We start from the raw sequence: 20,887 nt of genomic DNA, 5'->3' as shown, positions 1-20,887 counted from the left end.
GGCCGCAGGTGGACTCACCGGAGGCGTGTATCACGCGATCAAACAAAGGCACGGAGCAGGAGGCGTGAGCGGAAGCGAACGGATCCTGCTCCAGGGGGATTGCCGGAAGGGCGCCGCCCCCTCCGGAATGCCTCACCCTTCCGGGCACCCCACGACCACACGCTGCAACGTCCGCACGCCTTCGGCCGTCTGCGTCCACCGCGCATCCGACTGCGGCGGGTTCAGCAGCCGGGCGGCCTCGCCCAACTCCGTGCACCGCTGGTCTTCCGCCCCGCAGGAGACGGACACGCCGATCATTCGCGCGCTGGCGCCGTGGAAGCGGGCGCTGCTGTTGCCGGGGGCGTCGCGCAGCAGCGTGTCGGCCTCGGCGCGCATCAGGTCGTTGTCGGGGCAGATGCTGGCGCGCGGGGTGACGGCGCGGCGGTCGTACAGCGCGGCGAGCAGTTCCTCCCGCCAGGCGTTGCGTTCGGCCTGGGTGTTGGCGCCGCTGGCGGCGAGGGCTGCCTGCCCGGCGGTCACGGCGCAGTCGCGATAGGCCTGGCGTTGTTCGGCCGGCACGGTCGCGGCCTGGCGGCGGCAGGCGCGGGCGCGCAGTTCCTGGGCCTCGGCGCAGGGCTTGTCGGCGGCGCCGGTGCAGGCGGCCACCGGTTCCTGGGCGACGGTGTCCCACGCACCCTGGGCCGCAGCGGTGGACATGCGGGTCAGTTGCGCGACGGCGAGGTTGGCACCGGCGCCCGCCGCCGCCCCCGCGACCTGCCCGGCGGGCCCGCCGACCGATCCGGCGACAGCGCCCGCGGCGGCCGCGCCGGCCACGCTGCCGGCCGCGGCGCCAGCCGCGCTGGTGGCCTGTTCGCAGCCGGCCAGCAGGCCAAGGCACAGGACGACAACAACGGGGCGAACGGGCGAACGGCGAACCGGCATGATGTCTCTCCTGCTGTAGGCGCAGGCTAGGCTGAAATTGAGGTCAGGTCATACCGGCGCGACGTCGGTCCTCGGCGTTGTTCGCGCCTAGAGCAGATCGCGTTCGGATGGAATCATCCGGACGCGTGAAGATGCTCTCAAAACAATGGGCTGGAGCATGTGGCGTGAGTGCATGCGAACGCAGCATGCTCCCGAGCAGATCGCGTTCGGATGGAATCATCCGGACGCGTGAAGATGCTCTCAAAACAATGGGCTGGAGCATGCGGCGTGAGCGCGTGCGAACGCAGCATGCTCTAGGTCCCGGCACTGTCCCGAGCCTGCGGGCTATCGATGTGGGCGGCGGCAGCAGGCCGCAGCGAAATGCCGATATGCACCGAAGCGTGCCTTGCGGAAACGACCCCTATTCCGGTGCGAAGAGCCGGAAGCTGGACAATGCGGCGGGCAGTGGCACCGGGCGAAGCCAGGCCGGCGCCGCGCCGTCCCGGACCAGGGCCAGGAGGCTATCCGGCACCACCACAAGCCCCGGCGCTTCAGCGCAAAACAGCAGCAGCGCGACCTGGCGCCGATGCAGCACGGCGCGCGCGGCGGCCTGGTCCGTCGTCGAGAAAACGGTCAGCGTGTCCGCCAAGGCCGGGCCGGCACGATGATAGGGCCCGGCGACGGTGTGATAGGGCGCGCGCCAGGCAATCTCCGGCCCCAGGAAGATGTCCGAGGCCATCAGGATGGGCGGTGGCCCGCCCGGCGTGACGCCAGGTTGCGCCGTGCCCAGCCAGCGGGCCATGGCGGTCCCGTCACAGCCTGCCTCGCGCGCCTGCCGCCCCGGTCGCAGGGCCTCACCGGCAGGGGAAGGGCTGGCAAGCGACATCAGAGGCAGACCCAGCAGCCCGAACAGCAGCCCAGCCGCCAGAACCGCGCGCATGGCCTCGGTGCGCGGCCAGGGGGCGACGAGCAGCAACCCGACCATTCCTGCCCCGCCGACGGCCGCCGGCACCGCCAGGTCGAGCGTGAATCGCCGTGCCGCAAAGGCCGCGATCAAGGTGACCGTTAGCGCCATTGCAATGGCCAGCCCCGCCGGCCACCGCCCGTCACGCCGCCAGGCCGGGGCAGCAAGCAGGATCGCGATGATCGCGATCACGGGCGGCCCGCCCATCGTCGCGAGCGTGACACCAAATCCGTCATCGCCGAAGGGCGCCAGGGGTTGCATCTCCTGAACGGCGGGCAGCATCGCGCTGGCCGAGGTCGCGTCCGCCTGGGCGAGCGAGGCGAGCAATGCACGCGGAAACAGGAGCAGCAGGCCCGCCAGGGCGATGCCGGCGGCGGCCGCGCAGACGACGGCACGGCGCATGCGCGGCCAGGCGCCGACCCGGGCAGCGACCAGAAAAACCGCGGTCATCAGCAGCGCCAGCACGAGATGATGCACGGAGACGCGGTCATAGGCGACCTCGAACCAGCCATGTGGCGGCCGTTCGACCAGGATCGCCATGACGACCGTGGCCGCCGCGCCAAGTCCCATGCGCATGCCTTGCAAGGCAAGCACGCGACCATCCACTGCCAGGGTCGCGGCGACCCCGGTCGCCAGCAGCATCGGGGCGGCGCCCAGCAGCACTTCCGGACTCACCCAGATGCCGGCGCCGAAAGCGATTCCCGCCGCCATCGCCGCCCGTGCCGTGCCGCCCGGGGACAAGGCGCGGAGTGTCGCCCCTGTCCCGACGGCCAACGTCAGCAGCATCAGCGCGTGATGGTCCGAGCGGCCGGCGATGCTGTACATTGCCGCGCCGGGCGTCGCGACCATCAGCAGCACCGCATACCAGGGCGCCCTGCCGGGCCAAAGACCGCGCGCCGCCCATGCCGCGGCGATCGCCGCGAACAGATGCAGCACCGGAGAGACGAAGACGCCGGCAATGAAGATCGCCCGCCGAGGTTCGATACCGCCCAACCATTCCATGGCGAGCGCCGGCAGCAGGATCAGCAGGTCGAGCGGTCGGGTCCAGTGCAGCGGCAACCCCTCGGGCGCCATGACCGCGAGGGTCACGTCATCGAACCAGCCGGCGCCCATCCGCAGTTCAAGCACGCGGGTGAGCCGCAGATAGGCATCGGAATCCGCCAGCCGGCCGTGGGGCAGCGAGGCATCCGGCGCTGCGAATGCGCCGAGGTTCATCGCCGTCACGGCGATGACGGCGAACAGGATAAGCGGAAGGCCAATGCGGGCGGGCGGTTCGGGCGGCATCGGCGGGCGGGCGTCCTTTCTTCTCTTCCGCACGGCATCGGGTGTGCGCGGTGGCGGCGCGTCGCGTCAAGCGCGGCGGGCCGTGTGAGCGCCGGCTGCACCGGCTTGCCCGCCCGCCCCCCGCGCGCCACGCTGCCCGCCTTCCAGCGAGGGCAGAACCATGGCGCGCCACCAGCTTTTCGTTCGTCTCGGGCAGACCCGCTACCGCATCGAACGCCCCTGGGGGGAGGTGCCGAAGGGCTGCGGCGTGCCTTCCGATGTCGCCTGCGACGCCGAAGGCCGCGTCTATGTGCAACTGCGCCAGGACCCAATGGCCGATCCGGAGAACCCCGCCGTCGTCGTGCTCGCACCCGATGGCCGCCGGATCGACGCCTGGGGCGGGGCGGAGGTGGCGGATGGACACATGCTGTCGGTCCATCCGGATGGCCGCGTCTTCGTGGTGGATCGCGACGCGCAGGAGATCATCGTCTTCTCGCGCGATGGCAAGCGCCTGGGCGGCATCGGCCGCCGCCACTATCCGGGTGAACCCTTCAACGCGCCGTGCGACGTCGCCTTCGGCCCCGATGGGTCGATCTACGTCGCCGATGGCTACGCCGCTTCCGTCGTGCACCGCTTCAGCGCCGAAGGCACGCCGATGGGGAACTGGGGACGCGAGGGCACCGGGCCCGGCGAATTCTCCACACCGCATTCCGTGTGGGTGCTGCCCGATGGGCGCGTGACGGTGGCGGATCGCGAGAACAACCGCGTTCAGGTCTTCACGGCGGACGGTTCATGGCTCGACGACTGGTATGGAAACCACAAGCCGATGAGCGTGCATGGCGCGCCGGCCGGCGGGCTCTATGTCACCGACCAGGTGCCGCAACTGTCGCTGCTGGGGCCGGACGGCACGATCCTGGGGCGCTGCCGACCGGTGCTGAATGGGGCACATGGGATGTGGTGCGGGCCGGATGCGTGCATCTACCTGTCGGAGCAGAATCCGTCGCGGCTGACGCGGCTGGTGCCGGTGGCGGAGTGAAGGTCGGGGGAGAGAACTCCCCCGATCCCCCTCCTTTTTCTGTCTTTTGGGGACTGACCGGCGGTGCCGGCGCCAGGGATCAAAAAACGGAGGGGGATTCGGGGGAGGTGTTCCTCCCCCGCCTTTCTTTCATTCAGCCCAGGACGACCTTCCCTGGATCGCCCAGCGCCCATCCTTGAACGTCACGATATAGAACGACTTGTACGACCCGATCAGCGAACCATCCGGGCGGAAGCGGCTGAACTGCACGCGGAAATGCACCTTGTTGGGGCCGGCATCGACCAGTTCCACATAATCCCAGCCGCTGCGCGCCCATTCGCGAGCCTGGCCCTTGCGATCAAAGACGATGGAGCTGAAATCCTCCGGCCTCTCGAAGATGGTGACCTTGCCGCTGTGGAAGCGCACATGCGGGAAATGGTACCAGCGCGTGCGGATCGCCTCGGCATCCTCGGCGCTGAAGGCCGCCATGAAGCCGTCCATGGTGGCGCGGGCGGCGGCGATATCGGTCTCGCTCATGTCGATTCGGTTCCGTGCACGGCGACCCAGGTGTCGAGTAGCATGTCGCGGCGCCGCGCGAACAATGCGCCCCATTTGGCGCGCTGCGCCTGGTCCGGCCCGGCGGCGGCGCTGTTCCAGAAGCGGCTCTGCTCCCAATGCGCGAGCGACGGGTACCAGGTCATCAGCAGCACATGGGCGGGGTCGGCCTCCGCGCGGTCCTGCCACAGGCCGAGCGGCTCGCTGCCGGTATCCCCCTCGAAGCCGACCCAGGCCTCGGTGGTGATGGCGACCATCTCGGCCACATGCTGCGGCGGCAGGATGAACCAGCGATGCGTCACGATCCCGCCGCGTGCGGGATCGAGCGGGGTTTCCCCGCGCGTCAGGATGGTCAGCACACGCGTGGTCAGCGACGCCACATCGGGGTCGTTGATCTCGGGCGCCATGGGCGGTTCGCCGGGCCACAGGGAAACGCGCGTGACGCGGTTCATCGACGGGCCGATCTGCGCCCGCCACAGGCCGAACATCCGCCCGCCAGGCACGGCGCTGAGCTTCGCCTGAAGCGCGGCGGCGCGGCGCGGGCGCGCGTTGAATTCCTCGAATCGCAGCAGGGTCATGCGTGTCAGCTCTCCAGCGTCAGCCCGGTGCGGGCGATGATGTCGCGCCAGCGGACGCGCTCGGCGGCGAGGAAGGCGCGGAACGCCTCCGGGCCCAGGAAGGCCGGGTCGAAGGCGAGGACGCGCAGCCGCTCCGCCGTGTCCGGTTCCGCCAGGATGCGGCCCAGCAGCGCACCGGTCTGGTCCACGAAGGATTGCGGCACGCGCGCGGGGCCGGACAGCGAGTAGAAGGCCGAATGGTCGTATTGCGGGAAGCCGGCCTCGATCATGGTCGGTACGCCAGGCAGGTCCGGCTGCCGGATGGGGCCGGTCACCGCCAGGACGCGCACGCTGCCTTCCCGCAGCAGCGGCAGCAGGCCGCCGGCCGATACGGCGTAGAATTGCAGCCGTCCCGCCACCAATTCCTGCAAGGCCGGGCTCGCGCCGCGATAGGGGATGTGCTGCATCTCCAACTGCTGCCCCTGGCTCATCATCTCCCCGATGACATGGGCCAGCGTGCCCGGCCCCGCCGAGCCGTAGTTCACTCGCCCCGGATTGGCCTTCGCCCAGGCGAAGAACTCGGCGACGGTGCGCGCCGGCACCGAGGCATGCACGGCGATCGCGTACCAGGAGATCACCAACCGGGCGATCGGCGCGAAGTCGCGTTCCGGGTCATAGGGGATGCCCCGGCGCAGCATCGGATTGCGCACCAGGGATGAATCGCTGCCGAGGATCAGGGTGCTCCCATCCGGTTCCGCCGCAGCGCCGGCCTGCATGGCGAGGTCGCCGCCCGCGCCGGGCTTGGCTTCCACCACCACGGCCTGGCCGGTCAGGGCGGTGATGCGCGCCCCGATGATGCGGGCGAGCGCATCGGTCGCGCCGCCGGTGGCGAAGGGGGTGATGATGCGCAACGGTCGCTGCTGGGCATGCACCGGAGGTGCAAGCAACAGCGCCTGCGCGGCGAGCAGCAGGGCCCGGCGGCTGGACATGGTGGTTTCCTCCGACACCGATGCTGCGCCGTTCGCACGGATGGGGAAAGGGGGGCATCCAGTGCCCGTAACGACCGGGATGCCGGAGTGCGGCTTCGCTCTCCTCAAATTTCCAGGCAATGCACCGATGGCGCGGCCCCTCCCGGGCCTTCGGCTGATGCGGTCCGCTGGAGCGTTCTTCGATCGGACGCCACCGGCCCGCGGCGTTCGTTGAATGCCCGGCGAAGCGGACGAACAGGCAGGCCGTTGAAGATTATGGCGGGTGGCCCGGGAACGAAGTCTGCAGGACTTCGGACTCAGGAGATTACCGCCGTCGCGCGATCAGGCGGTGCGTGAGGCCGAACAGGTCGAAGCTCGTATAGCCCTTCGCCAACAAGGCCCGCACCAGCGGGGGATCGTATCCCGCCTGTTCCTCCATCTCGATCGCGTTGCGGAGGATGTCCACATCATCGAGTGCGGCGCAGGCATCGAGGTATTCATGCGCGCGCCGGCGGTTGAACAGCAGCGGATCGGTCATGAAGTGACGCAGCCGATCGGCCTCATAGTATTCGCTCGTGCGGCCCGCCGCCTGCGCCGCCCGGCCCAGCGCCACCACGCCTTCGGCGTCCAGGCGCAGATGCGGCCAGGGATCGTGATCGAAGGCGCCGCCCCAGTGCGGCCCTGAGCGCGCGCACCACAGCGGCGCGGCGGCGCTGTAGACGATGCCCCCGGGCGCGGCGACGCGAGCCATGTCGCGGAAGGCGGCGGCGATGTCCGGCACGTGCTCCAGCGTCGCGAAGGCGAAGACCAGGTCGACGCTGCCGCTGTCGAGCGGCATCGCCTCCGCGGAGGCCTTCACATAGGACACGGCCGGATCGGTGTAGTTGCGGCCGATCTCGTCCATCACGTCCAGCCCGACGACGCGCCTGGCGCCGAGACCGACGAAATGCGCGCAATCCTCGCCGCGATTGCAGCCGACCACGAGCACGCTGCGGCCGGTGAGGTCGACCAGGCTCGCCGCGATGGACTGGTGATACCGCTTGTAGTCGGGCGGGTCGGCGGCGACCGCCGCCGCGGCATCGGCTTCGCGCAGCGTCGCCCAACTCGGTGGTGGCGGCGGCGGGGGCGGTGTTGGCGGTGGGGGTGGCGGGGGTGGTGAAATACGGTCCACCATCCGCAGCAGCCTGTCGCGCAGCGCCATCGCCGCCTCCTTGAGTTTGGACCGCGCGCGGCCGGGCGGGATCACCTGGCCGGCCGAAGACGCACATGCAGGCGGAGGACGGGCCCCGCCCTCAGGGGAGCGGGCGCACGGAACACACCCAGGGTGTCAGTGTAGCGCGTGGCGGTCCAGCAGCGCATCGGGCAGCGCCATCACCCGCGCGCCGTAGGTCCAGACCAGCGTGCATGCCACCGGCCGGCCAGGAAAGGCCGCGCGCAGCAGCGCGCGATAGGCGGCCATCTGCCGCAGGTACAGCGGTGCCACCGCCTCGGCGGTCGCCGGCGGCGGGCGGTTCGTCTTGTAGTCCAGCACCAGCACGCGATCGGGCGTCACGAGCAGCCGGTCCACCTGGCCGGCGATCAGCCGGTCGCCGACACGCCCGGCGAGCGGCGCCTCGGCCAGGCTGTCCGGGCCGAGCGCGGCGGCCAGGATCGGGTTCGCCAGCAAAGCCGTGACCTCGGCGAGCACCGCGTCGCGTTCGGCCGGTTCCAGCCCGTGGCCGGGGCGGGCGAGGAAGCGCTGCGCCATCGCGGCGCGCTGTGCGGGCGGATGGTCGGGCAGGTGCTGCAGCAGCGCATGGACCAGCCGGCCGCGGCGGAAGCGCAAACCGCGCGGATCGTCAGCGGGGCGCGGCGGGGCGGCGGGGGTTTCCTCCTCGCCCGGCAGGCTGGACGGGGCGATGGCACCCTCCGGGGCTTCCCGCGGCGCCGGACGGCCCGCCCAGGGCGGCACCTCGGCGGCGGCGACGCGCGCGCGCGGGGGCGGCTCCGGCCGCGCGGGCAGGGTCTGCGCGCCGTCCAGCCGCCGGCAGGTCGCCTCGGGCGGGAACAGCCCGCCGGCGGCGCCGAATGCGGTGGGATCGAAGTGGGTCTCGGTGGCGCCGGGCAGGCGGGCGAAGCCGCTCTCGACCAGGCGGTACCAGGATCCGTCGGGCACCTTGTTCTTGCCCTGCCAGCCGCAGACGATGATGCGGTCCTCGGCCCGTGTCAGCGCGACATACAGCAGGCGGTGGCGTTCGCGCGCATCGGCATCCTGGTCCTGCTGCCGCCTTGCGGCCAGCGCGGCGGCGTCGAAGCCATCGCGGTGCGGCGCCCAGGCCGGCAGGTCGGGTTCCAACCAGCGCAGCGTGGTGCGATCGACGGGCTCGGCCGTGGTGTCGGGCAGGATGACGACCGGCGCCTGCAGGCCCTTCGCACCATGCACCGTCATGATGCGCACGGCATCGCCGGCGCCCTCGGCCTCGCGCTTCACCTCGGCGCCGCCTTGGCGCAGCTGCTGCACGAAGCCCTGCAAGGATGGCGGGTGCGCGCGTTCATGCTGGAGCGCGGCATTGAGGAATTCATCGAGCGGGTCGGCCGCATCGGGGCCCAGCCGCGCCAGCATCCGCGCCCGCCCGGCGCGCGGGTCGAGCGGCCCCGGCGCGCCCAGCACGCCGGCGAACAGCGCGTGCGGGGTGGCAAGGTCGGCCCGCGCCATCAGCCCGGCGAGCCAATCCGCCACCTGGCCGAAGCGCGACGCCGACCCCCGATGCGCCGCCAGCGCCGACCACAATGCCCCCTGCCGCGGCTGCGCCAGCGCGAGCAGGTCGTCCTCATCCAGCCCGGCCAGCGGCGATTTCAGCAGGGCGGCGAGGGAGAGGTCATCCTCCGGCAGCAGCAGCACATCGGCCAGCGCCAGCATGTCCTGCACGGCGATCTGGTCGGCCAGCACCATCCGGTCCACGCCGCCGACCGGGATGTGCAGGTCTTTCAGGGCGCGCACCAGGGCGGGAACGAAGCCGCCGCGGGCACGGGCGCGCACCAGCACCAGGATGTCGCCCGGCCGCACACGGCGACCTTCAGGCTGGTCCGCCGCGCGGCCGGCATCGACGCGGGCGGGCAGCGTCTCCGTCGCGATCATGTGGTGGATGCGCTGCGCCAGCAGGCTGGCCAGGCGCTGCGGCGCGCCTTCGGCATCGATCGGCGTATCCGGCGGTGCCCAGGGCGGCGGTTCGGCCGCATCGGTGGCGGCAAGCAGCGGCCAGAGCTCGACCCGCCCGGCATGGCCGGCGCGATCGGCGAAGTGGCGCAGCGTCTCGCCGTCCGCCACCACGCCCTCGCGCGCCGCGCCTTCGGCGAAGACGGCATCGACCAAGGCGAGCACCGGTTCCGTCGAACGGAAGGAGACGTCGAGCGTGACCGGGCGGAAATCCTGCCCGGCATCGGGCACCGTGACCGCGTAGTGCCCGCGTTCGCGCGCGAAGCCTTCGGCATCGGCACCCTGGAAGCGGTAGATCGACTGCTTCTCGTCGCCCACGGCGAAGATGGTCCGCCCGGCCTCCCGCGCGCCGAGCCCGGCGAAGAATTCCGAGGTCAGGGCGCGCACGATGCCCCATTGGTCCGGATTGGAATCCTGCGCCTCATCCAGCAGGACGTGGTCGAGCCCGCCATCGAGCTTGAACAGCACCCAGGCGCTGCCGGGGTCTTCCAGCAGGCGCTCGGCGCCGCGAATCAGGTCGTCGTAGTCGAGCATGCCGGCGCGGCGCTTGGCGGCATCGTAGCGTTGCAGCACGGGCGCGCCGATCGACAGCAGGGCGATGGTCGCCGCCAGCAGGCGGCATGCGGCGCGGGCTTCCTGCACGGTGGCGAGTCGCTCGGCCTCGGCGGTCAGGGTGTCCTGGATCCAGGGTGCGTCCGCCCCCGCCTGCTTGGTCGCCAGGCGCTTGCGGGGGGCATCGTCATTGGTCAGCAGGATGCCGCGCCAATCCTCCCAATGCGTCGCGCGGCCGGGGATGTCGCGGGCAAGCCAGGCGGCGATCGCAGCACCCCGTTCCTGGTCGTTGGCATTGCCGCTCGCGCGCAGCAGCGCGCCGGCACGCGACAGCGGGGTCGCATCCGGATCGCAGGCCGCGGCGATCAGCGCATCCTCCCGCGTCGCGCCTGGCGCCAGGCCGAGCGCCCGCGCCAAGGCCGGTTCCAGCCCGGCGACGCCCTGCCGGCTTTCCACCGCGCGCAGCAGCCGGCCGCGTTCCTGCGCCAGCGTGCCGACCACCTCGGCGAAGCGCGTGGGCGGGACCAAACGCGCGAGGTTTTCCAGCGCGGCGCGGTCGGGCGCGGCTGCCAGCACCGCCTCGCGTTCCCGCGCCAGCATCGCCCGCGCGTCCTGTTCCTCGACCACCGCGAATTGCGGGGCGAGGCCGGCTTCGAGCGGAAAGGCGCGCAGCAGCGACTGCGCGAAGGCGTGGATGGTGGAAATGCGCATCCCGCCCGGCTGTTCCAGCACGCGCACGAACAGCGCGCGGGCGGCGCGCAGCTCCTCCGGTCCCGGCAGGCGGTCGGTCAGCGCCGCCAGCGTCCGCGCCAGTGCTGCATCATCGGCCGTCGCCCAGCCGCCAAGGGCCTTCGCCAGTCGCGTGGCCATCTCCGCCGCCGCCGCCTTGGTGAAGGTCAGGCACAGGATGCGTCCGGGCTCGACACCCGCCAGCAGCAGCCGCAACACGCGGTCGGTCAGCAGCTTGGTCTTGCCTGACCCGGCCGAGGCCTCGACCCAGGCCGAGGCCGCGGGGTCGGAGGCGCGCGACTGCGCCGCCTCGGCGCGCGCGCGCGGGGTGGCGGGCGGCGCGTTCAGAAGGGGCGCCCGGAGGCCGGCTGGCCGAGGTAGGGCGCGACCGCGTTGGCGAGGAAGGCGAACAGCGCCGCATCGTCACGGCCCTGGCGGTTGCAGCTGACGAAGGCGGTCCAGACGATGCGCTGCGTGGCGCGATCCCGCAGGTCGACCGTGCCGGTAACGCGCAGCGTCGGCACGGTGCGCCCGCCCATGCGCGGCACGTCCTGCGTCCAGGTGATGTCGTCGCTCTCGCGGAAAGTGCGGCCGCTGGTGCGGTCGTTGAAGCCGCCGAAATTGTCGCCCTCGACCGAGGTATTGCCGCGCCAGGACAGGATGAAGGGCGCATTGGCATCCACCCGCCGCCCGGCATTGGCGAGCGCGGACAGCACCGCTTCACGCAGCATGCGGTCATTCGGGCCGCCGCCGGGGCGATCGGGCACCGCGATCGCCGCATCGCGCGGCACCGGGGCGAAGACATTGGCCGAGATCTGCCCCGGGCAGGCCGATTGCGCCAGGGCCGGCACGGCACCGAACGCGATGGCGGCGAAGGCAGTCAGGCGAAGGGCGATGCCGCGCATTGGCGTTTCCTCGGTCGGGCGAGACGGTGTTGAATGGCGGCAGCGTAGAGCAGCCGGCGCGCTGCTGGAACCACGGCCAGGGGCTTTGCGCATTGGAAACCGTCGGCAGCGCATGGCCGCCAGTCGTCGCGTGACGGCCATGCGAACCCACGCCCCATAGCAAGGAGATCGATGAATGCGCCGACGCCGCCTGCTAGCCTTGGGGGCCGCGGCACTGGCCGCACCGCGCATCACCCTGGCCCAGTCGCGCCCGATCCGCGTGGTCGTGCCCTTCGCCCCCGGCGGGCAGTCCGACACGGTGATGCGCCTGCTGCAGCCGAAGATGAGCGAATTCCTCGGCACCTCCATGATCATCGAGAACCGCCCCGGCGGCGGCGGCGCGGTCGGCGCGGGGGTCGTCGCCGCCTCACCCGCCGATGGCACGACGCTGTATTTCGACAGTTTCGGCTTCGTCGTGCAGCCGCTGATCCAGCGCGGACTGCCCTTCGACTACGCCACCGCCTTCGCCCCCGTCGCGCAGGTCGTCGCCGCGCCCTATGTGCTGGTGGTGAAGAAGGACTTCGCCGCCACCGACCTCGCCGGCTTCATCGCGGAGGTGAAGCGGCAGGGGGCGGTGCCGTATGGCTCGCCGGGCATCGGCACGGTCGGGCACCTGGCCGGCGCCCTGCTGGCGAACCGCGCCGGCATCACCTTGGAGCACCTGCCCTATCGCGGCGGAGCGGAGGCGGCGCGGGACGTCGCGGCCGGCAATCTCGATTCGGCGATCGGGTCGGTGAACTCGCTGAAGCCGGTGATCGACGCCGGGCGTGGGCGCGCCATCGCGCTGACCAGCGGGGATCGGCGCGGGCCCCTTGCCGCCAGCGTGCCGACCATCGCCGAGAACGGCTTCCCGGGCTTCGACCTGACATCGTGGAACGGGATATTCGCGCCGGCAGCGACGCCACCGGCCATGATCGCGCGGTTCGAAGCGGCGGCGGCGCATGCGACATCCGATGCGACCACGCGGGAACGGCTCGCGGCCAGCGGCAATGATCCGGTGACGGGAAGCGCAGCGGATTTCGCCGCGGTGCTGGAGCGGGACGGGGCGATGGTGCGACGGCTGGTGGCGGAGACGGGGATGCGGCTGGAAGGGTGAAGGCAGATCAGGGCGGGGGAGAGAACTCCCCCGCGCCCCCTCCTTTTTTGTCTGTCGGCAGGGCGCGCTGCGGCGGAAGGCTGGGCCATCAGGCGGAGGTCAGGTAAGCGCCGGGATCCAGCTGATCCGTGTGCCGTTGCCGGGATCATCCATGCAAGGCGCTGGGCGGCCGCATACCGAAGGCCAATGATGGTTCCCGGGTGCGTGTATGCGGACCTTGGGCCTGCAACGGGTCGGCCCGAACGGAGCCACTGCCTCGCCCGGCGCCAATTCCCCGTGGTCCAGGGGGCCGCAGCCCCCTGGCGGGGTGAGGTTTGGAGAGGGGCAGGGCCCCTCTCCAAGAAAGCCTACAGCGCGCCGCCCTTGCGCCCGGCCATCGCGCCGAGCCGCAGCCGCAGCGCGTTCAGCTTGATGAAGCCCTGGGCGTCGAACTGGTCGTAGGCGCCCTGGTCATCCTCGAACGTCACGTGCTTCATCGAATACAGGCTGTTGGGCGACTGCCGACCCGACACGATGGTGTTGCCCTTGTAGAGCTTCAACCGGACGGTGCCGGTCACACTCTTCTGGCTCTCATCGATCAGCGCCTGCATCATCCGGCGTTCCGGGGCGAACCAGAAGCCGTTGTAGATGATCTCTGCATAGCGCGGCATCAGGCTGTCCTTGAGGTGCGCGGCCTCGCGGTCCAGCGTGATCGATTCCATCGCGCGGTGGGCGGTGTGCAGGATGGTGCCGCCCGGCGTCTCGTAGCAGCCGCGCGACTTCATGCCGACGAAGCGGTTCTCGACCAGGTCGAGCCGGCCGATGCCGTTCTCCTTGCCGAGCGCGTTCAGCCGCGTCAGCAGCGTCGCCGGCGACAGGCGTTCGCCATTGATGCCGACCGCGTCGCCGCGTTCGAACTCGATGGTGATCTCGGTGACCTTGTCCGGTGCATCGACCGGGCTGATCGTGCGCTGCCAGACCATCTCATCCGGCGCATCCCAGGGTTCCTCGAGGATCTTGCCTTCGGAACTGCTGTGCAGAAGGTTCGCATCGACGCTGAAGGGCGATTCGCCGCGCTTGTCCTTGGCGATCGGGATCTGGTGTTCTTCGGCGAAGGCGATCAGCGCCGTGCGGGAGGTCAGTTCCCATTCGCGCCACGGCGCGATGATCTTGATGTCCGGCTTCAGCGCATAATAGCTGAGCTCGAACCGCACCTGGTCGTTGCCCTTGCCGGTCGCGCCATGGGCGACGGCATCGGCGCCGACCTTCTCGGCGATCTCGATCTGGCGCTGGGAGATCAGCGGGCGGGCGATGGACGTACCCAGCAGGTACATCCCCTCGTACAGCGCATTGGCGCGGAACATCGGGAAGACGAAGTCCTTTACGAAGGTCTCGCGCAGGTCGTCGATGTAGATGTTCTCGGGCTTGATGCCGAGCAGCAGCGCCTTGTCGCGCGCCGGGCCGAGTTCCTCGCCCTGGCCGAGATCGGCGGTGAAGGTCACCACCTCGCATCGGTAGGTGGTTTGCAGCCACTTCAGGATCACGCTGGTGTCGAGCCCGCCGGAATAGGCAAGCACGACCTTCTTCACGTCCTTCACGCGCATCGGGCGCTCCCAGTATCTCGTACCGGGGCGGGTATGGCGCCGGGGGGCGTGGGAGTAAAGGTCGGCGAAGGTAGACCGGCCCGACTGACGTCCTTCGGCCCGATTCAAGGCATCGGGCCGGGAGCGCACAGCGCGACCGCGCCCAGACTATCAGCCGCCGGCAGCGCAACAGTGCGGGGCGCGCAAGCCAAGCCGCCGCATGGCGGCGCCGGCGCTTGAGGCAAAAATAGTCAGAAAAAGGAGGGGGTTTGGGGCCCATACCCATTTATACCGAGCGCTTCTTGGGTCAACATGATGTTTGATAGACCCCATAGACACCGCCTGAAGTGTCAAGCCCGACTTACCCATACCATGGCGGGGGTAGATTGTACCAAACAGGCAGCGGGCGGAATTCCAACTCACCGAGACTTTGCCGGCCTGGTCCTGCCAGAGCAGCGCACGCAACGGCAGGTCGAGCGCCAAAGTGGGCTGGCGCAGGAAGTTCGGCGTACCCATGCGCGGATTGCCGAACACAACCACCGTCGAGGGCGGCACGGCCCGACCTCCCGCGCGCCCTCGGCGTGGTCGAGGTGGCCGAAGACGCGGAAGCCCCTCCTGCCGCATCGAGGCTTCCAGCCGAGAGAGGGTTGTCGCGAAATCATGTGCGCCTGGGCGGGTGAGCACGCCGCTGTCTTGCGCAACCGCGGCCAAGCTGGCGCATAGCGAGAAGGCGAGGGCCAACGCGCTGCGACGCATGGTCGGATACCCTCGTGAGGGATGTTTATGGCACGTCTGCAGCGCCGGGGGGGCTGAAGTGACACGCCGTCGGCCAGCGGCGTGCGCTTTGATCGACGCGGGGACTTTCCTCCCCGATCTGGCCGCTCTGCGTCCTGCTGCAGGTCTCTTCTTGCGGTGGCCGATGCGGGCTTCGGCCTGGTGTCAGAGATGGAGTTCCGCCCCGGGACGGGGTTTGACCGACGGCGATTAGGGCCGCGGCCATCCGTGAAAGCCAAATCCATCGAAGCGATTGGCGCCGCGAAGAAAATTATTGCAGATGCTTTTGGAACCAACCTGCCGGTTCGCCGTTTCAACAAGGGAAATAACTGGCGATTGGCAGGTCACGACGATGAATTCTCTTGGCGGGCGGGCTGAAGACCGCAGGGTTGGCCCCGATCATCCCGCTGCCGATCCTGTTGATCCTGCCGGCCTCCGCGGCGCGTTGGCCTCCCGTTTGGCAGGTTTGGCCACACCGACCGTGCAGGATGTCACTGGATCGCCGGAGCGGGCGCCGAATGGCGGCGGCACGGCGATATCCCAGATGCCGATCCCGGCCGCCAAAGCCCCGCGCGAACACATATCGCATCCCGTCGATATCCATGTCGGTGCGCGGGTACGGTTGCGACGCCAGCTTCTCGGCATGAGCCAGAAGGATCTGGCGGCTGCGCTCGGCATCACCTTCCAGCAGGTCCAGAAGTTCGAGCGCGGGAGGAACCGGATCGCCGCCGGCAGACTGCATGACATGTCCGGCGCCCTCGATGTGCCGATCTCCTTCTTCTTCGACACCTTGCCGTCCGAGTTCGGCGGCCGGGCCAGGCTGCCGCGCGGCATGCCGCCCACCTGGGTCGGGGAAGAGATGGGGAACGATAGGATGCAGCACCGTGAGACGCTGAACCTGATGCGGGCCTACCACGCCGTTCCCGGCCAGGCATTGCGTCTGCGGATCCTCGACCTCGTTCGGAGTCTGGCACCGGCCGCATAGCCGCGGGCCTTGGACGAAGATTCTACGCGCGGCGGCCCCTCGGGCGTTCGCGTCGCGCAACACGCGCTGAGACGGAGGAGACCACCATGCGCTCGCTGCGTCCCGCATTTCTGCTCATCGTGGGCCTCGGCCTCACCGGCTGCGTCGGTGTGAACGGCGGATATGACCGCCAGCCATACGGCAGCACCTTCAGCGGCAATTCGGGCTTCGTGACACCATACCGCTACCCCAGCCCGTCAAGCGGGTATCTGTACGACCAGTCGAACCGGTCGTGGCAGGGCAATGCCTACAGGCCGGGTCCCAACTACAGGCCGCCCCCGAACTACAGGCCAACTCCCTATTACAGGCCGAACCCCAATTACGGGCAGAGCCGGAGCAACAATCCCAACCGCAACAACCCGCCGGGCCACGACAACCCGCTAGGCCGCGGCCACGGACGCGACAACGACTGACCGCAGGCCGTCAAGGCCGCCCGTGATGGGTTCGGCCTGGCGGGAATGGGCACCTCGGTCAGGGGCCTGGCGAAAAGGGCGCTGGCCCGATTGAACCAGCGATGCCGACAGCATTGGAGACGATAGTCATGCGAACCGTTACCGCAGTTGCACTGGCCGCGACGCTCGGTTGCTCCATGGTCGCGCCCGTGGATGCGATGGCGCAGGGCCGACCAGCCCCCGCCATCGTCACCCAGGCCCAGACGGCAACCGAACTCGCCGCCATCTGCGATCCCGCCTGGGGCGGTGTGCCGCGCCTGGAGGCGATCGCCTATTGCCAGGGCTTCCTGACCGGCTTCGGCCAGTATCATGCCCTGCTGTATCCGCAGGGCGGGCCGGCGCGGCCCCTGTTCTGCGTACCCGTCCCCGGGCCGACGGTGGCCCAGTCAGGCGTCGCCTTCGCCGCCTGGGCGCGCGAGAATACGCAGTACGGCAGTGAGCCGGCACTCGACGGCCTGCTCCGTTGGGCCCAGGCAACCTTCCCCTGCCCGGCGAGCCCGCCGTCGCGCAGCTCGCGCCGCGCACGCTGAGGCCGAGAAGATGAACATGCGCTCAACGCAACGTGCACTCCTCCTTCTGGGCGGTCTCGGCCTGGCCTCCTGCGCCGAAATGTCGCCGACGCAGCAGAGCATGGGCATCGGTGCCCTCGGCGGTGCGGCGCTCGGCGGCGTCGTGGGTTCCTTCAGCGGCAATGCCGGGCTCGGTGCCCTGCTCGGAGCGGGCGTCGGCGCGGGCGGAGGGTATCTGTACGGCCAGTCTCAACAGTCACGGCAGCCCTACTACGGCGGCAACAACGGCCCGTATCGCGACAACCGGAACTACTGAGCAGCCGTTGGCCGCTGCGTGCGGCGGTCCGCGCTGAAGACTATAATGGGATGCCGTGCGTTCGAACGGCACAAGGAGAAGACATCATGTCGCTCGGAATGATCCTGCTCATCATCCTCGTCATCGCCTTGTTCGGGGGCTTCACCGGGGTGGTCGGCGGCTATGGCTATGGCTTCGGCCATGGCGGCGTCGGCGTCCTTGGCGCGGTGTTGATCATCGTCCTCATTCTCGTGCTGCTCGGCCGGATCTGATCTGCCCTGGCCGAATATCGGTCGGGGGCACCTTGGCCGGCACGCGGAGATCGGCCTCGTCGAGCGTGGCGTTCCGGGCGGCGGGCGCTGTTGCTGCGCCCGTCAGCCCTTCACGGCATGACCGGGAACGCTGCGCGCCTCCCGATCCTCGAACCTGATGGCGACGAACAACCATGAATCGCAATCTGCTCGTCATCGTGATCGGCGTGCTAGGAATTGCCGCCGGTGTCCTTGGCTATTGGTTCTACCAGGAGCAGCACAGGTCAGGCGTCGACATCAGCATCGGCCCGCGCGGCGTCACCATTCAGGAGAGATAGCGCCGGGCCTGCCGCAGGACGCAGGACAGGGCTCCCCGGCCGCATCCACTACACCTCTCCTCCGGCCCGGGTTCCGCCTGCCCCAGGCACACGATATCCGGAAAGGGGTTCGATGAGCAGCACCGCCGAGCCGAGCCACCCGCAACGGTTCTTCGGCGACTTCATCAGGATTGCCGGCCCGTATTGGACAGGACCGGAGCGATGGCGACCACGCCTGCTGACCGCGGCGCTTGCCCTGCTCGTGGGCGCCCAGGTGGCGCTCGCGATCCGACTTAACATCTGGAGTGCAGACCTGTTCGATGCGCTGGAACGGCACTCGACCGACCGCGCCATGGCCCAGATCGGCATCTTCGTTCTCATCATGCTCGGCACCATGGCGACCAACACGGCGCATCTGGTGGTTCGCCGACGCCTGCAATTCGACTGGCGACGCTGGCTGACGGCGCGGGTGATCGGCGACTGGATGGAGGATGCGCGACACTACCAGGCCGACCTCATCCCTGGCGACCACGCCAACCCGGACGGGCGCATCGCCGAGGACATCCGCATCGCCACGGAGGTCGCCATCGATCTGGCCAGCAGCCTGTTCTACTGCAGTCTTCTGCTGATCACGTTCGTCGGTATCTTGTGGTCGCTGTCGGGCTGGATCCGTGTGGCAGGCCTGGATGTTCCCGGACATCTCGTCGCGCTCGCCTTCGGCTATGCTGGTACCGGCGCCGCCGTCGCCTTCCTGCTGGGCCGCCCCCTCGTGCGCGCCACCGATACGCGGCAGACGAGGGAGGCCGAGTTCCGTTTCAGCCTGGTACGGGCGCATGAGAGCGGGGAGCCGATCGCCGTCGCGCGCGGCGAATCTCTGGAGCGTGAACGCCTCGAGACCGTCTTCGAGACCATCGCGCAATCCTGGCGCGACCAGTCCGCGGGACTGGCGCGCCTTCTGGCCTTTTCCTCCGGTTACGTGGCCCTTGCCGGCGTGCTTCCCATCCTGGTTGGCACGCCGCGCTTCCTCGAGGGAGCACTTTCTCTCGGTCGCCTGATGCAGTCCGGGCAGGCGTTCCAACAGGTCACGGCGGCGTTGTCCTGGCCTGTCGACAACCTGGCCCTGATCGCTGGATGGCGCGCCTCGGTGGAGCGCGTCCTGATGCTCGACGAGGCAGTCCGCATCGTCGCCCTGGAAGCCGCACGCGTGGGTGAGACCGCGATCAACCTGGATCGCGTGCCGACGTCGCAACTCGGGGTCCGAGATCTGTGGGTCGCAGCACCCGACGGCACCGCCATGCTCTCCGACCTCACCCTGACGGTGGAGCCGGGCGAGCATGTCCTGGTGGATGGCGACCCCGAGGCGGCGAGCGCGCTGTTCCGGGTGCTGGCCGGCATCTGGCCCTGGGGGCGCGGCCAGGTGGATCTGCCGGCCGATGCCGGGATGATCGCCATCGGTCCATGGCCATTCCTGCCGCAGGGATCATTGCGGCAGGCGCTGGCATTCCCGGAGCCGGCGGACGCTCACGACGATGCGGCGCTGCAAGCCGCCCTCGCCAGCGTGGGACTCGCGCATCTCGCAGAACGGCTGGACGAAACAGCCGACTGGGCGCGCGTGCTGACCGCGGCGGAGATCCAGCGGCTGTCCTTCGCGCGGATCATCCTGTTTCGCCCGCAATGGATCATACTGGGCGATGCGACGGATGCACTCGACCCGGCCTCGGCCGACCTCATGCTGCGCCTAATCGTGGACCTGCTGCCACACGCCGGCATCGTTCTGATTGGGCGGCACCCGGGATCGGCGGAGATCTTCGACCGGCGGCTGTCACTGGAGCGTGCGGCCGATGGTGAAGTCCTGCTCCAGGAGGTCTATGCGCGGCGCCAGGCGGCGAAGCTGCCGCGCCCCAGGCCGCTCAGCGTGATCGATCGGTTGCGCGAAGGCTACGGGCGCTGATCCCGGACACAGCGATTGCTTGGGCGGGTGCCGCTCGCAGCACCCGGCTCAGAGAAGTCCAGGCAACCAGCCCGTGGCGCTCGCCGTCTCCCATAGGAGGATGCCGGTCGTTGCAAGGATGGCGAGCGCTGCCAGCAGCGCGGCGCACAACAGCAGACCGTCCTCCTCGAGATAGGCGAAGGCGATGAACGTGATCGCCAGGGCGGGCAGGACATTGCTCAAGGGTAGCGGCACAAGAAGGCTGGCGCCGAGGAGAAGTACGATGCCGCCGACCACCCGCTTGGTCGCCTCGAACGGAGTATACCATCGCGGGCGGATGAATCGCTCCAGCCAGCGTATGACAGGGACTGCGCGACGGACCATGTTGCCAAGCCTGCGTGCATCGAAATGCCTTTCGCCGACGCGATCCGGGAAGATTGGCCGGCTGCGGGCCAGGATCATCTGCATCGCCGGCACCATCAGCAATATGCCGGCGACGGCCGAGACACCCGGTAGAAGACCAAGGATCGCCAGAAGCAGAAGCACGATGCCGAACGAACGCTCGCCCAGGCGTTCCAGGAGCCAATTGAGCGTTACCTGCTTCTCAGCAACGACAGCATCGAGCATCGCTTCCAAGGCGAAGGAGGTCGGCGGGCGCGGGATCATGACGCCGCCAGCATAGACACGCGGGGCGGTAGCGGATCAACCGATCGCATTCCGCTCGGCGGAGGCCATCGGCACGTGACGGTGAACAAACCTCCGTCCTACTGGCCCGCGCCGCAAGGCGGAACAGCACTGAGAACACGTTGGATGGCTTCGGCGAGTTCGGTGTCGCGATAGGGCTTCTCAAGCGCCGCCGAGCCTGGCCGCAGCGCAAGGGTGCGACAATCATCGCCACTGACGAAGATGTGCGGCACGAAGCCGGATCGGATGATCTCTCTGACTGCCGAGATGCCACTACCATCACGCAGATGCGCATCGACGATCATGAGGTCGGGGCGAGATCGCTCGACGGCCACGAGCGCGCGGGCCAC

The 20,887-nt window shown here is 69.6% G+C and carries 21 protein-coding genes and 1 pseudogene; 10 read left to right on the top strand and 12 right to left on the bottom strand.

Features of this window, described 5'->3' with window-relative positions; translation table 11 throughout:
• Positions 1-132: 132 nt before the first annotated feature.
• Positions 133-921 carry a hypothetical protein gene (locus tag AAFN86_RS16720; protein ID WP_347544499.1) on the bottom strand — a complete coding sequence of 263 codons (789 nt, stop codon included), beginning with the start codon at positions 919-921 and terminating at the stop codon, positions 133-135.
• A 400-nt stretch (positions 922-1,321) separates the two neighbouring features.
• Positions 1,322-3,148: a hypothetical protein gene (locus AAFN86_RS16715; protein ID WP_347544498.1), complete on the bottom strand. Its 1,827-nt coding sequence runs from the start codon at positions 3,146-3,148 to the stop codon at positions 1,322-1,324.
• Between the two features lie 160 nt (positions 3,149-3,308).
• Between AAFN86_RS16715 and AAFN86_RS16710 the strand changes: the two genes are divergently transcribed.
• Positions 3,309-4,163, top strand: coding sequence for a peptidase (locus tag AAFN86_RS16710; RefSeq protein WP_347544497.1), 855 nt, complete (start codon positions 3,309-3,311; stop codon positions 4,161-4,163).
• 129 nt (positions 4,164-4,292) lie between these two features.
• Here the strand turns inward: AAFN86_RS16710 and AAFN86_RS16705 are convergent, their stop codons facing one another.
• The 6 genes from AAFN86_RS16705 to AAFN86_RS16680 all read right to left on the bottom strand — a co-directional run bounded on the left by AAFN86_RS16705 (position 4,293) and on the right by AAFN86_RS16680 (position 11,604).
• Positions 4,293-4,679 (bottom strand): hypothetical protein, encoded by a 387-nt coding sequence (locus AAFN86_RS16705; RefSeq protein WP_347544496.1) that lies wholly within the window; start codon positions 4,677-4,679, stop codon positions 4,293-4,295.
• Positions 4,676-5,275, bottom strand: coding sequence for a hypothetical protein (locus AAFN86_RS16700; RefSeq protein ID WP_347544495.1), 600 nt, complete (start codon positions 5,273-5,275; stop codon positions 4,676-4,678). The genes AAFN86_RS16705 and AAFN86_RS16700 overlap by 4 nt, the downstream gene beginning before the upstream one ends.
• A 5-nt stretch (positions 5,276-5,280) precedes the next feature.
• Complete coding sequence (locus AAFN86_RS16695) at positions 5,281-6,243, bottom strand: tripartite tricarboxylate transporter substrate binding protein (RefSeq protein WP_347544494.1); 963 nt, start codon at positions 6,241-6,243, stop codon at positions 5,281-5,283.
• A gap of 304 nt (positions 6,244-6,547) precedes the next feature.
• Positions 6,548-7,423 carry a class I SAM-dependent methyltransferase gene (locus tag AAFN86_RS16690; RefSeq protein WP_347544493.1) on the bottom strand — a complete coding sequence of 292 codons (876 nt, stop codon included), beginning with the start codon at positions 7,421-7,423 and terminating at the stop codon, positions 6,548-6,550.
• A 126-nt stretch (positions 7,424-7,549) separates the two neighbouring features.
• Complete coding sequence (gene addA, locus AAFN86_RS16685) at positions 7,550-11,047, bottom strand: double-strand break repair helicase AddA (protein ID WP_347544695.1); 3,498 nt, start codon at positions 11,045-11,047, stop codon at positions 7,550-7,552.
• Positions 11,044-11,604, bottom strand: a complete 561-nt coding sequence (locus AAFN86_RS16680) for a hypothetical protein (RefSeq protein ID WP_347544492.1) — start codon at positions 11,602-11,604, stop codon at positions 11,044-11,046. The genes addA and AAFN86_RS16680 overlap by 4 nt, the downstream gene beginning before the upstream one ends.
• Before the next feature lie 175 nt (positions 11,605-11,779).
• On the opposite strand from AAFN86_RS16680, the gene AAFN86_RS16675 reads away from it, so the two are divergent.
• Positions 11,780-12,739: a tripartite tricarboxylate transporter substrate-binding protein gene (locus tag AAFN86_RS16675; protein ID WP_347544491.1), complete on the top strand. Its 960-nt coding sequence runs from the start codon at positions 11,780-11,782 to the stop codon at positions 12,737-12,739.
• Positions 12,740-13,086: 347 nt separating this feature from the next.
• Here the strand turns inward: AAFN86_RS16675 and AAFN86_RS16670 are convergent, their stop codons facing one another.
• Positions 13,087-14,322, bottom strand: a complete 1,236-nt coding sequence (locus tag AAFN86_RS16670; protein WP_347544490.1) for an argininosuccinate synthase — start codon at positions 14,320-14,322, stop codon at positions 13,087-13,089.
• Positions 14,323-14,472: 150 nt separating this feature from the next.
• Entirely contained in the window at positions 14,473-14,925 is a 453-nt protein-coding gene (locus AAFN86_RS29585; RefSeq protein WP_408906608.1) for a DUF302 domain-containing protein, read from the bottom strand.
• 378 nt (positions 14,926-15,303) lie between these two features.
• Between AAFN86_RS29585 and AAFN86_RS16665 the strand changes: the two genes are divergently transcribed.
• From AAFN86_RS16665 to AAFN86_RS16630, 8 genes are all read left to right on the top strand, one after another.
• Complete coding sequence (locus AAFN86_RS16665) at positions 15,304-15,453, top strand: hypothetical protein (protein ID WP_347544489.1); 150 nt, start codon at positions 15,304-15,306, stop codon at positions 15,451-15,453.
• Positions 15,428-16,060, top strand: coding sequence for a helix-turn-helix domain-containing protein (locus AAFN86_RS16660; protein WP_347544488.1), 633 nt, complete (start codon positions 15,428-15,430; stop codon positions 16,058-16,060). Before AAFN86_RS16665 ends, AAFN86_RS16660 begins: the two co-directional genes overlap by 26 nt.
• 86 nt (positions 16,061-16,146) lie before the next feature.
• Positions 16,147-16,512 (top strand): hypothetical protein, encoded by a 366-nt coding sequence (locus AAFN86_RS16655; protein ID WP_347544487.1) that lies wholly within the window; start codon positions 16,147-16,149, stop codon positions 16,510-16,512.
• 128 nt (positions 16,513-16,640) lie between these two features.
• Entirely contained in the window at positions 16,641-17,081 is a 441-nt protein-coding gene (locus AAFN86_RS16650; RefSeq protein ID WP_347544486.1) for a Rap1a/Tai family immunity protein, read from the top strand.
• A 16-nt stretch (positions 17,082-17,097) separates the two neighbouring features.
• Positions 17,098-17,376, top strand: coding sequence for a glycine zipper domain-containing protein (locus tag AAFN86_RS16645; RefSeq protein ID WP_347544485.1), 279 nt, complete (start codon positions 17,098-17,100; stop codon positions 17,374-17,376).
• 86 nt (positions 17,377-17,462) lie between these two features.
• Positions 17,463-17,627 carry a DUF3309 family protein gene (locus tag AAFN86_RS16640; protein WP_347544484.1) on the top strand — a complete coding sequence of 55 codons (165 nt, stop codon included), beginning with the start codon at positions 17,463-17,465 and terminating at the stop codon, positions 17,625-17,627.
• A 173-nt stretch (positions 17,628-17,800) separates the two neighbouring features.
• Positions 17,801-17,944, top strand: coding sequence for a hypothetical protein (locus AAFN86_RS16635; protein WP_347544483.1), 144 nt, complete (start codon positions 17,801-17,803; stop codon positions 17,942-17,944).
• Between the two features lie 112 nt (positions 17,945-18,056).
• Positions 18,057-19,874 carry an SbmA/BacA-like family transporter gene (locus AAFN86_RS16630; RefSeq protein ID WP_347544482.1) on the top strand — a complete coding sequence of 606 codons (1,818 nt, stop codon included), beginning with the start codon at positions 18,057-18,059 and terminating at the stop codon, positions 19,872-19,874.
• A gap of 48 nt (positions 19,875-19,922) precedes the next feature.
• Here the strand turns inward: AAFN86_RS16630 and AAFN86_RS16625 are convergent, their stop codons facing one another.
• Both AAFN86_RS16625 and AAFN86_RS16620 read right to left on the bottom strand, forming a co-directional pair.
• Positions 19,923-20,519 carry an exopolysaccharide biosynthesis protein gene (locus AAFN86_RS16625; RefSeq protein ID WP_347544481.1) on the bottom strand — a complete coding sequence of 199 codons (597 nt, stop codon included), beginning with the start codon at positions 20,517-20,519 and terminating at the stop codon, positions 19,923-19,925.
• A gap of 98 nt (positions 20,520-20,617) precedes the next feature.
• Positions 20,618-20,887: pseudogene (locus AAFN86_RS16620) on the bottom strand (hypothetical protein); the annotation flags it as partial.

The sequence above is a fragment of the Roseomonas sp. CAU 1739 genome (assembly GCF_039839775.1).
Taxonomy (GTDB): domain Bacteria; phylum Pseudomonadota; class Alphaproteobacteria; order Acetobacterales; family Acetobacteraceae; genus Neoroseomonas.
Note: the sequence above shows the minus strand (reverse complement) of the source record. Positions and strands in the feature narration are given on the sequence as shown.

What these genes read in the sequence shown, in the direction of transcription:
- AAFN86_RS16720 (WP_347544499.1), bottom strand. Translation starts at nt 921, where the DNA reads ATGCCGGTTCGCCGTTCGCCCGTTCGCCCCGTTGTTGTCGTCCTGTGC.
- AAFN86_RS16715 (WP_347544498.1), bottom strand. Translation starts at nt 3,148, where the DNA reads ATGCCGCCCGAACCGCCCGCCCGCATTGGCCTTCCGCTTATCCTGTTC.
- AAFN86_RS16710 (WP_347544497.1), top strand. Translation starts at nt 3,309, where the DNA reads ATGGCGCGCCACCAGCTTTTCGTTCGTCTCGGGCAGACCCGCTACCGC.
- AAFN86_RS16705 (WP_347544496.1), bottom strand. Translation starts at nt 4,679, where the DNA reads ATGAGCGAGACCGATATCGCCGCCGCCCGCGCCACCATGGACGGCTTC.
- AAFN86_RS16700 (WP_347544495.1), bottom strand. Translation starts at nt 5,275, where the DNA reads ATGACCCTGCTGCGATTCGAGGAATTCAACGCGCGCCCGCGCCGCGCC.
- AAFN86_RS16695 (WP_347544494.1), bottom strand. Translation starts at nt 6,243, where the DNA reads ATGTCCAGCCGCCGGGCCCTGCTGCTCGCCGCGCAGGCGCTGTTGCTT.
- AAFN86_RS16690 (WP_347544493.1), bottom strand. Translation starts at nt 7,423, where the DNA reads ATGGCGCTGCGCGACAGGCTGCTGCGGATGGTGGACCGTATTTCACCA.
- AAFN86_RS16680 (WP_347544492.1), bottom strand. Translation starts at nt 11,604, where the DNA reads ATGCGCGGCATCGCCCTTCGCCTGACTGCCTTCGCCGCCATCGCGTTC.
- AAFN86_RS16675 (WP_347544491.1), top strand. Translation starts at nt 11,780, where the DNA reads ATGCGCCGACGCCGCCTGCTAGCCTTGGGGGCCGCGGCACTGGCCGCA.
- AAFN86_RS16670 (WP_347544490.1), bottom strand. Translation starts at nt 14,322, where the DNA reads ATGCGCGTGAAGGACGTGAAGAAGGTCGTGCTTGCCTATTCCGGCGGG.
- AAFN86_RS29585 (WP_408906608.1), bottom strand. Translation starts at nt 14,925, where the DNA reads ATGCGGCAGGAGGGGCTTCCGCGTCTTCGGCCACCTCGACCACGCCGA.
- AAFN86_RS16660 (WP_347544488.1), top strand. Translation starts at nt 15,428, where the DNA reads ATGAATTCTCTTGGCGGGCGGGCTGAAGACCGCAGGGTTGGCCCCGAT.
- AAFN86_RS16655 (WP_347544487.1), top strand. Translation starts at nt 16,147, where the DNA reads ATGCGCTCGCTGCGTCCCGCATTTCTGCTCATCGTGGGCCTCGGCCTC.
- AAFN86_RS16650 (WP_347544486.1), top strand. Translation starts at nt 16,641, where the DNA reads ATGCGAACCGTTACCGCAGTTGCACTGGCCGCGACGCTCGGTTGCTCC.
- AAFN86_RS16645 (WP_347544485.1), top strand. Translation starts at nt 17,098, where the DNA reads ATGCGCTCAACGCAACGTGCACTCCTCCTTCTGGGCGGTCTCGGCCTG.
- AAFN86_RS16640 (WP_347544484.1), top strand. Translation starts at nt 17,463, where the DNA reads ATGTCGCTCGGAATGATCCTGCTCATCATCCTCGTCATCGCCTTGTTC.
- AAFN86_RS16635 (WP_347544483.1), top strand. Translation starts at nt 17,801, where the DNA reads ATGAATCGCAATCTGCTCGTCATCGTGATCGGCGTGCTAGGAATTGCC.
- AAFN86_RS16630 (WP_347544482.1), top strand. Translation starts at nt 18,057, where the DNA reads ATGAGCAGCACCGCCGAGCCGAGCCACCCGCAACGGTTCTTCGGCGAC.
- AAFN86_RS16625 (WP_347544481.1), bottom strand. Translation starts at nt 20,519, where the DNA reads ATGATCCCGCGCCCGCCGACCTCCTTCGCCTTGGAAGCGATGCTCGAT.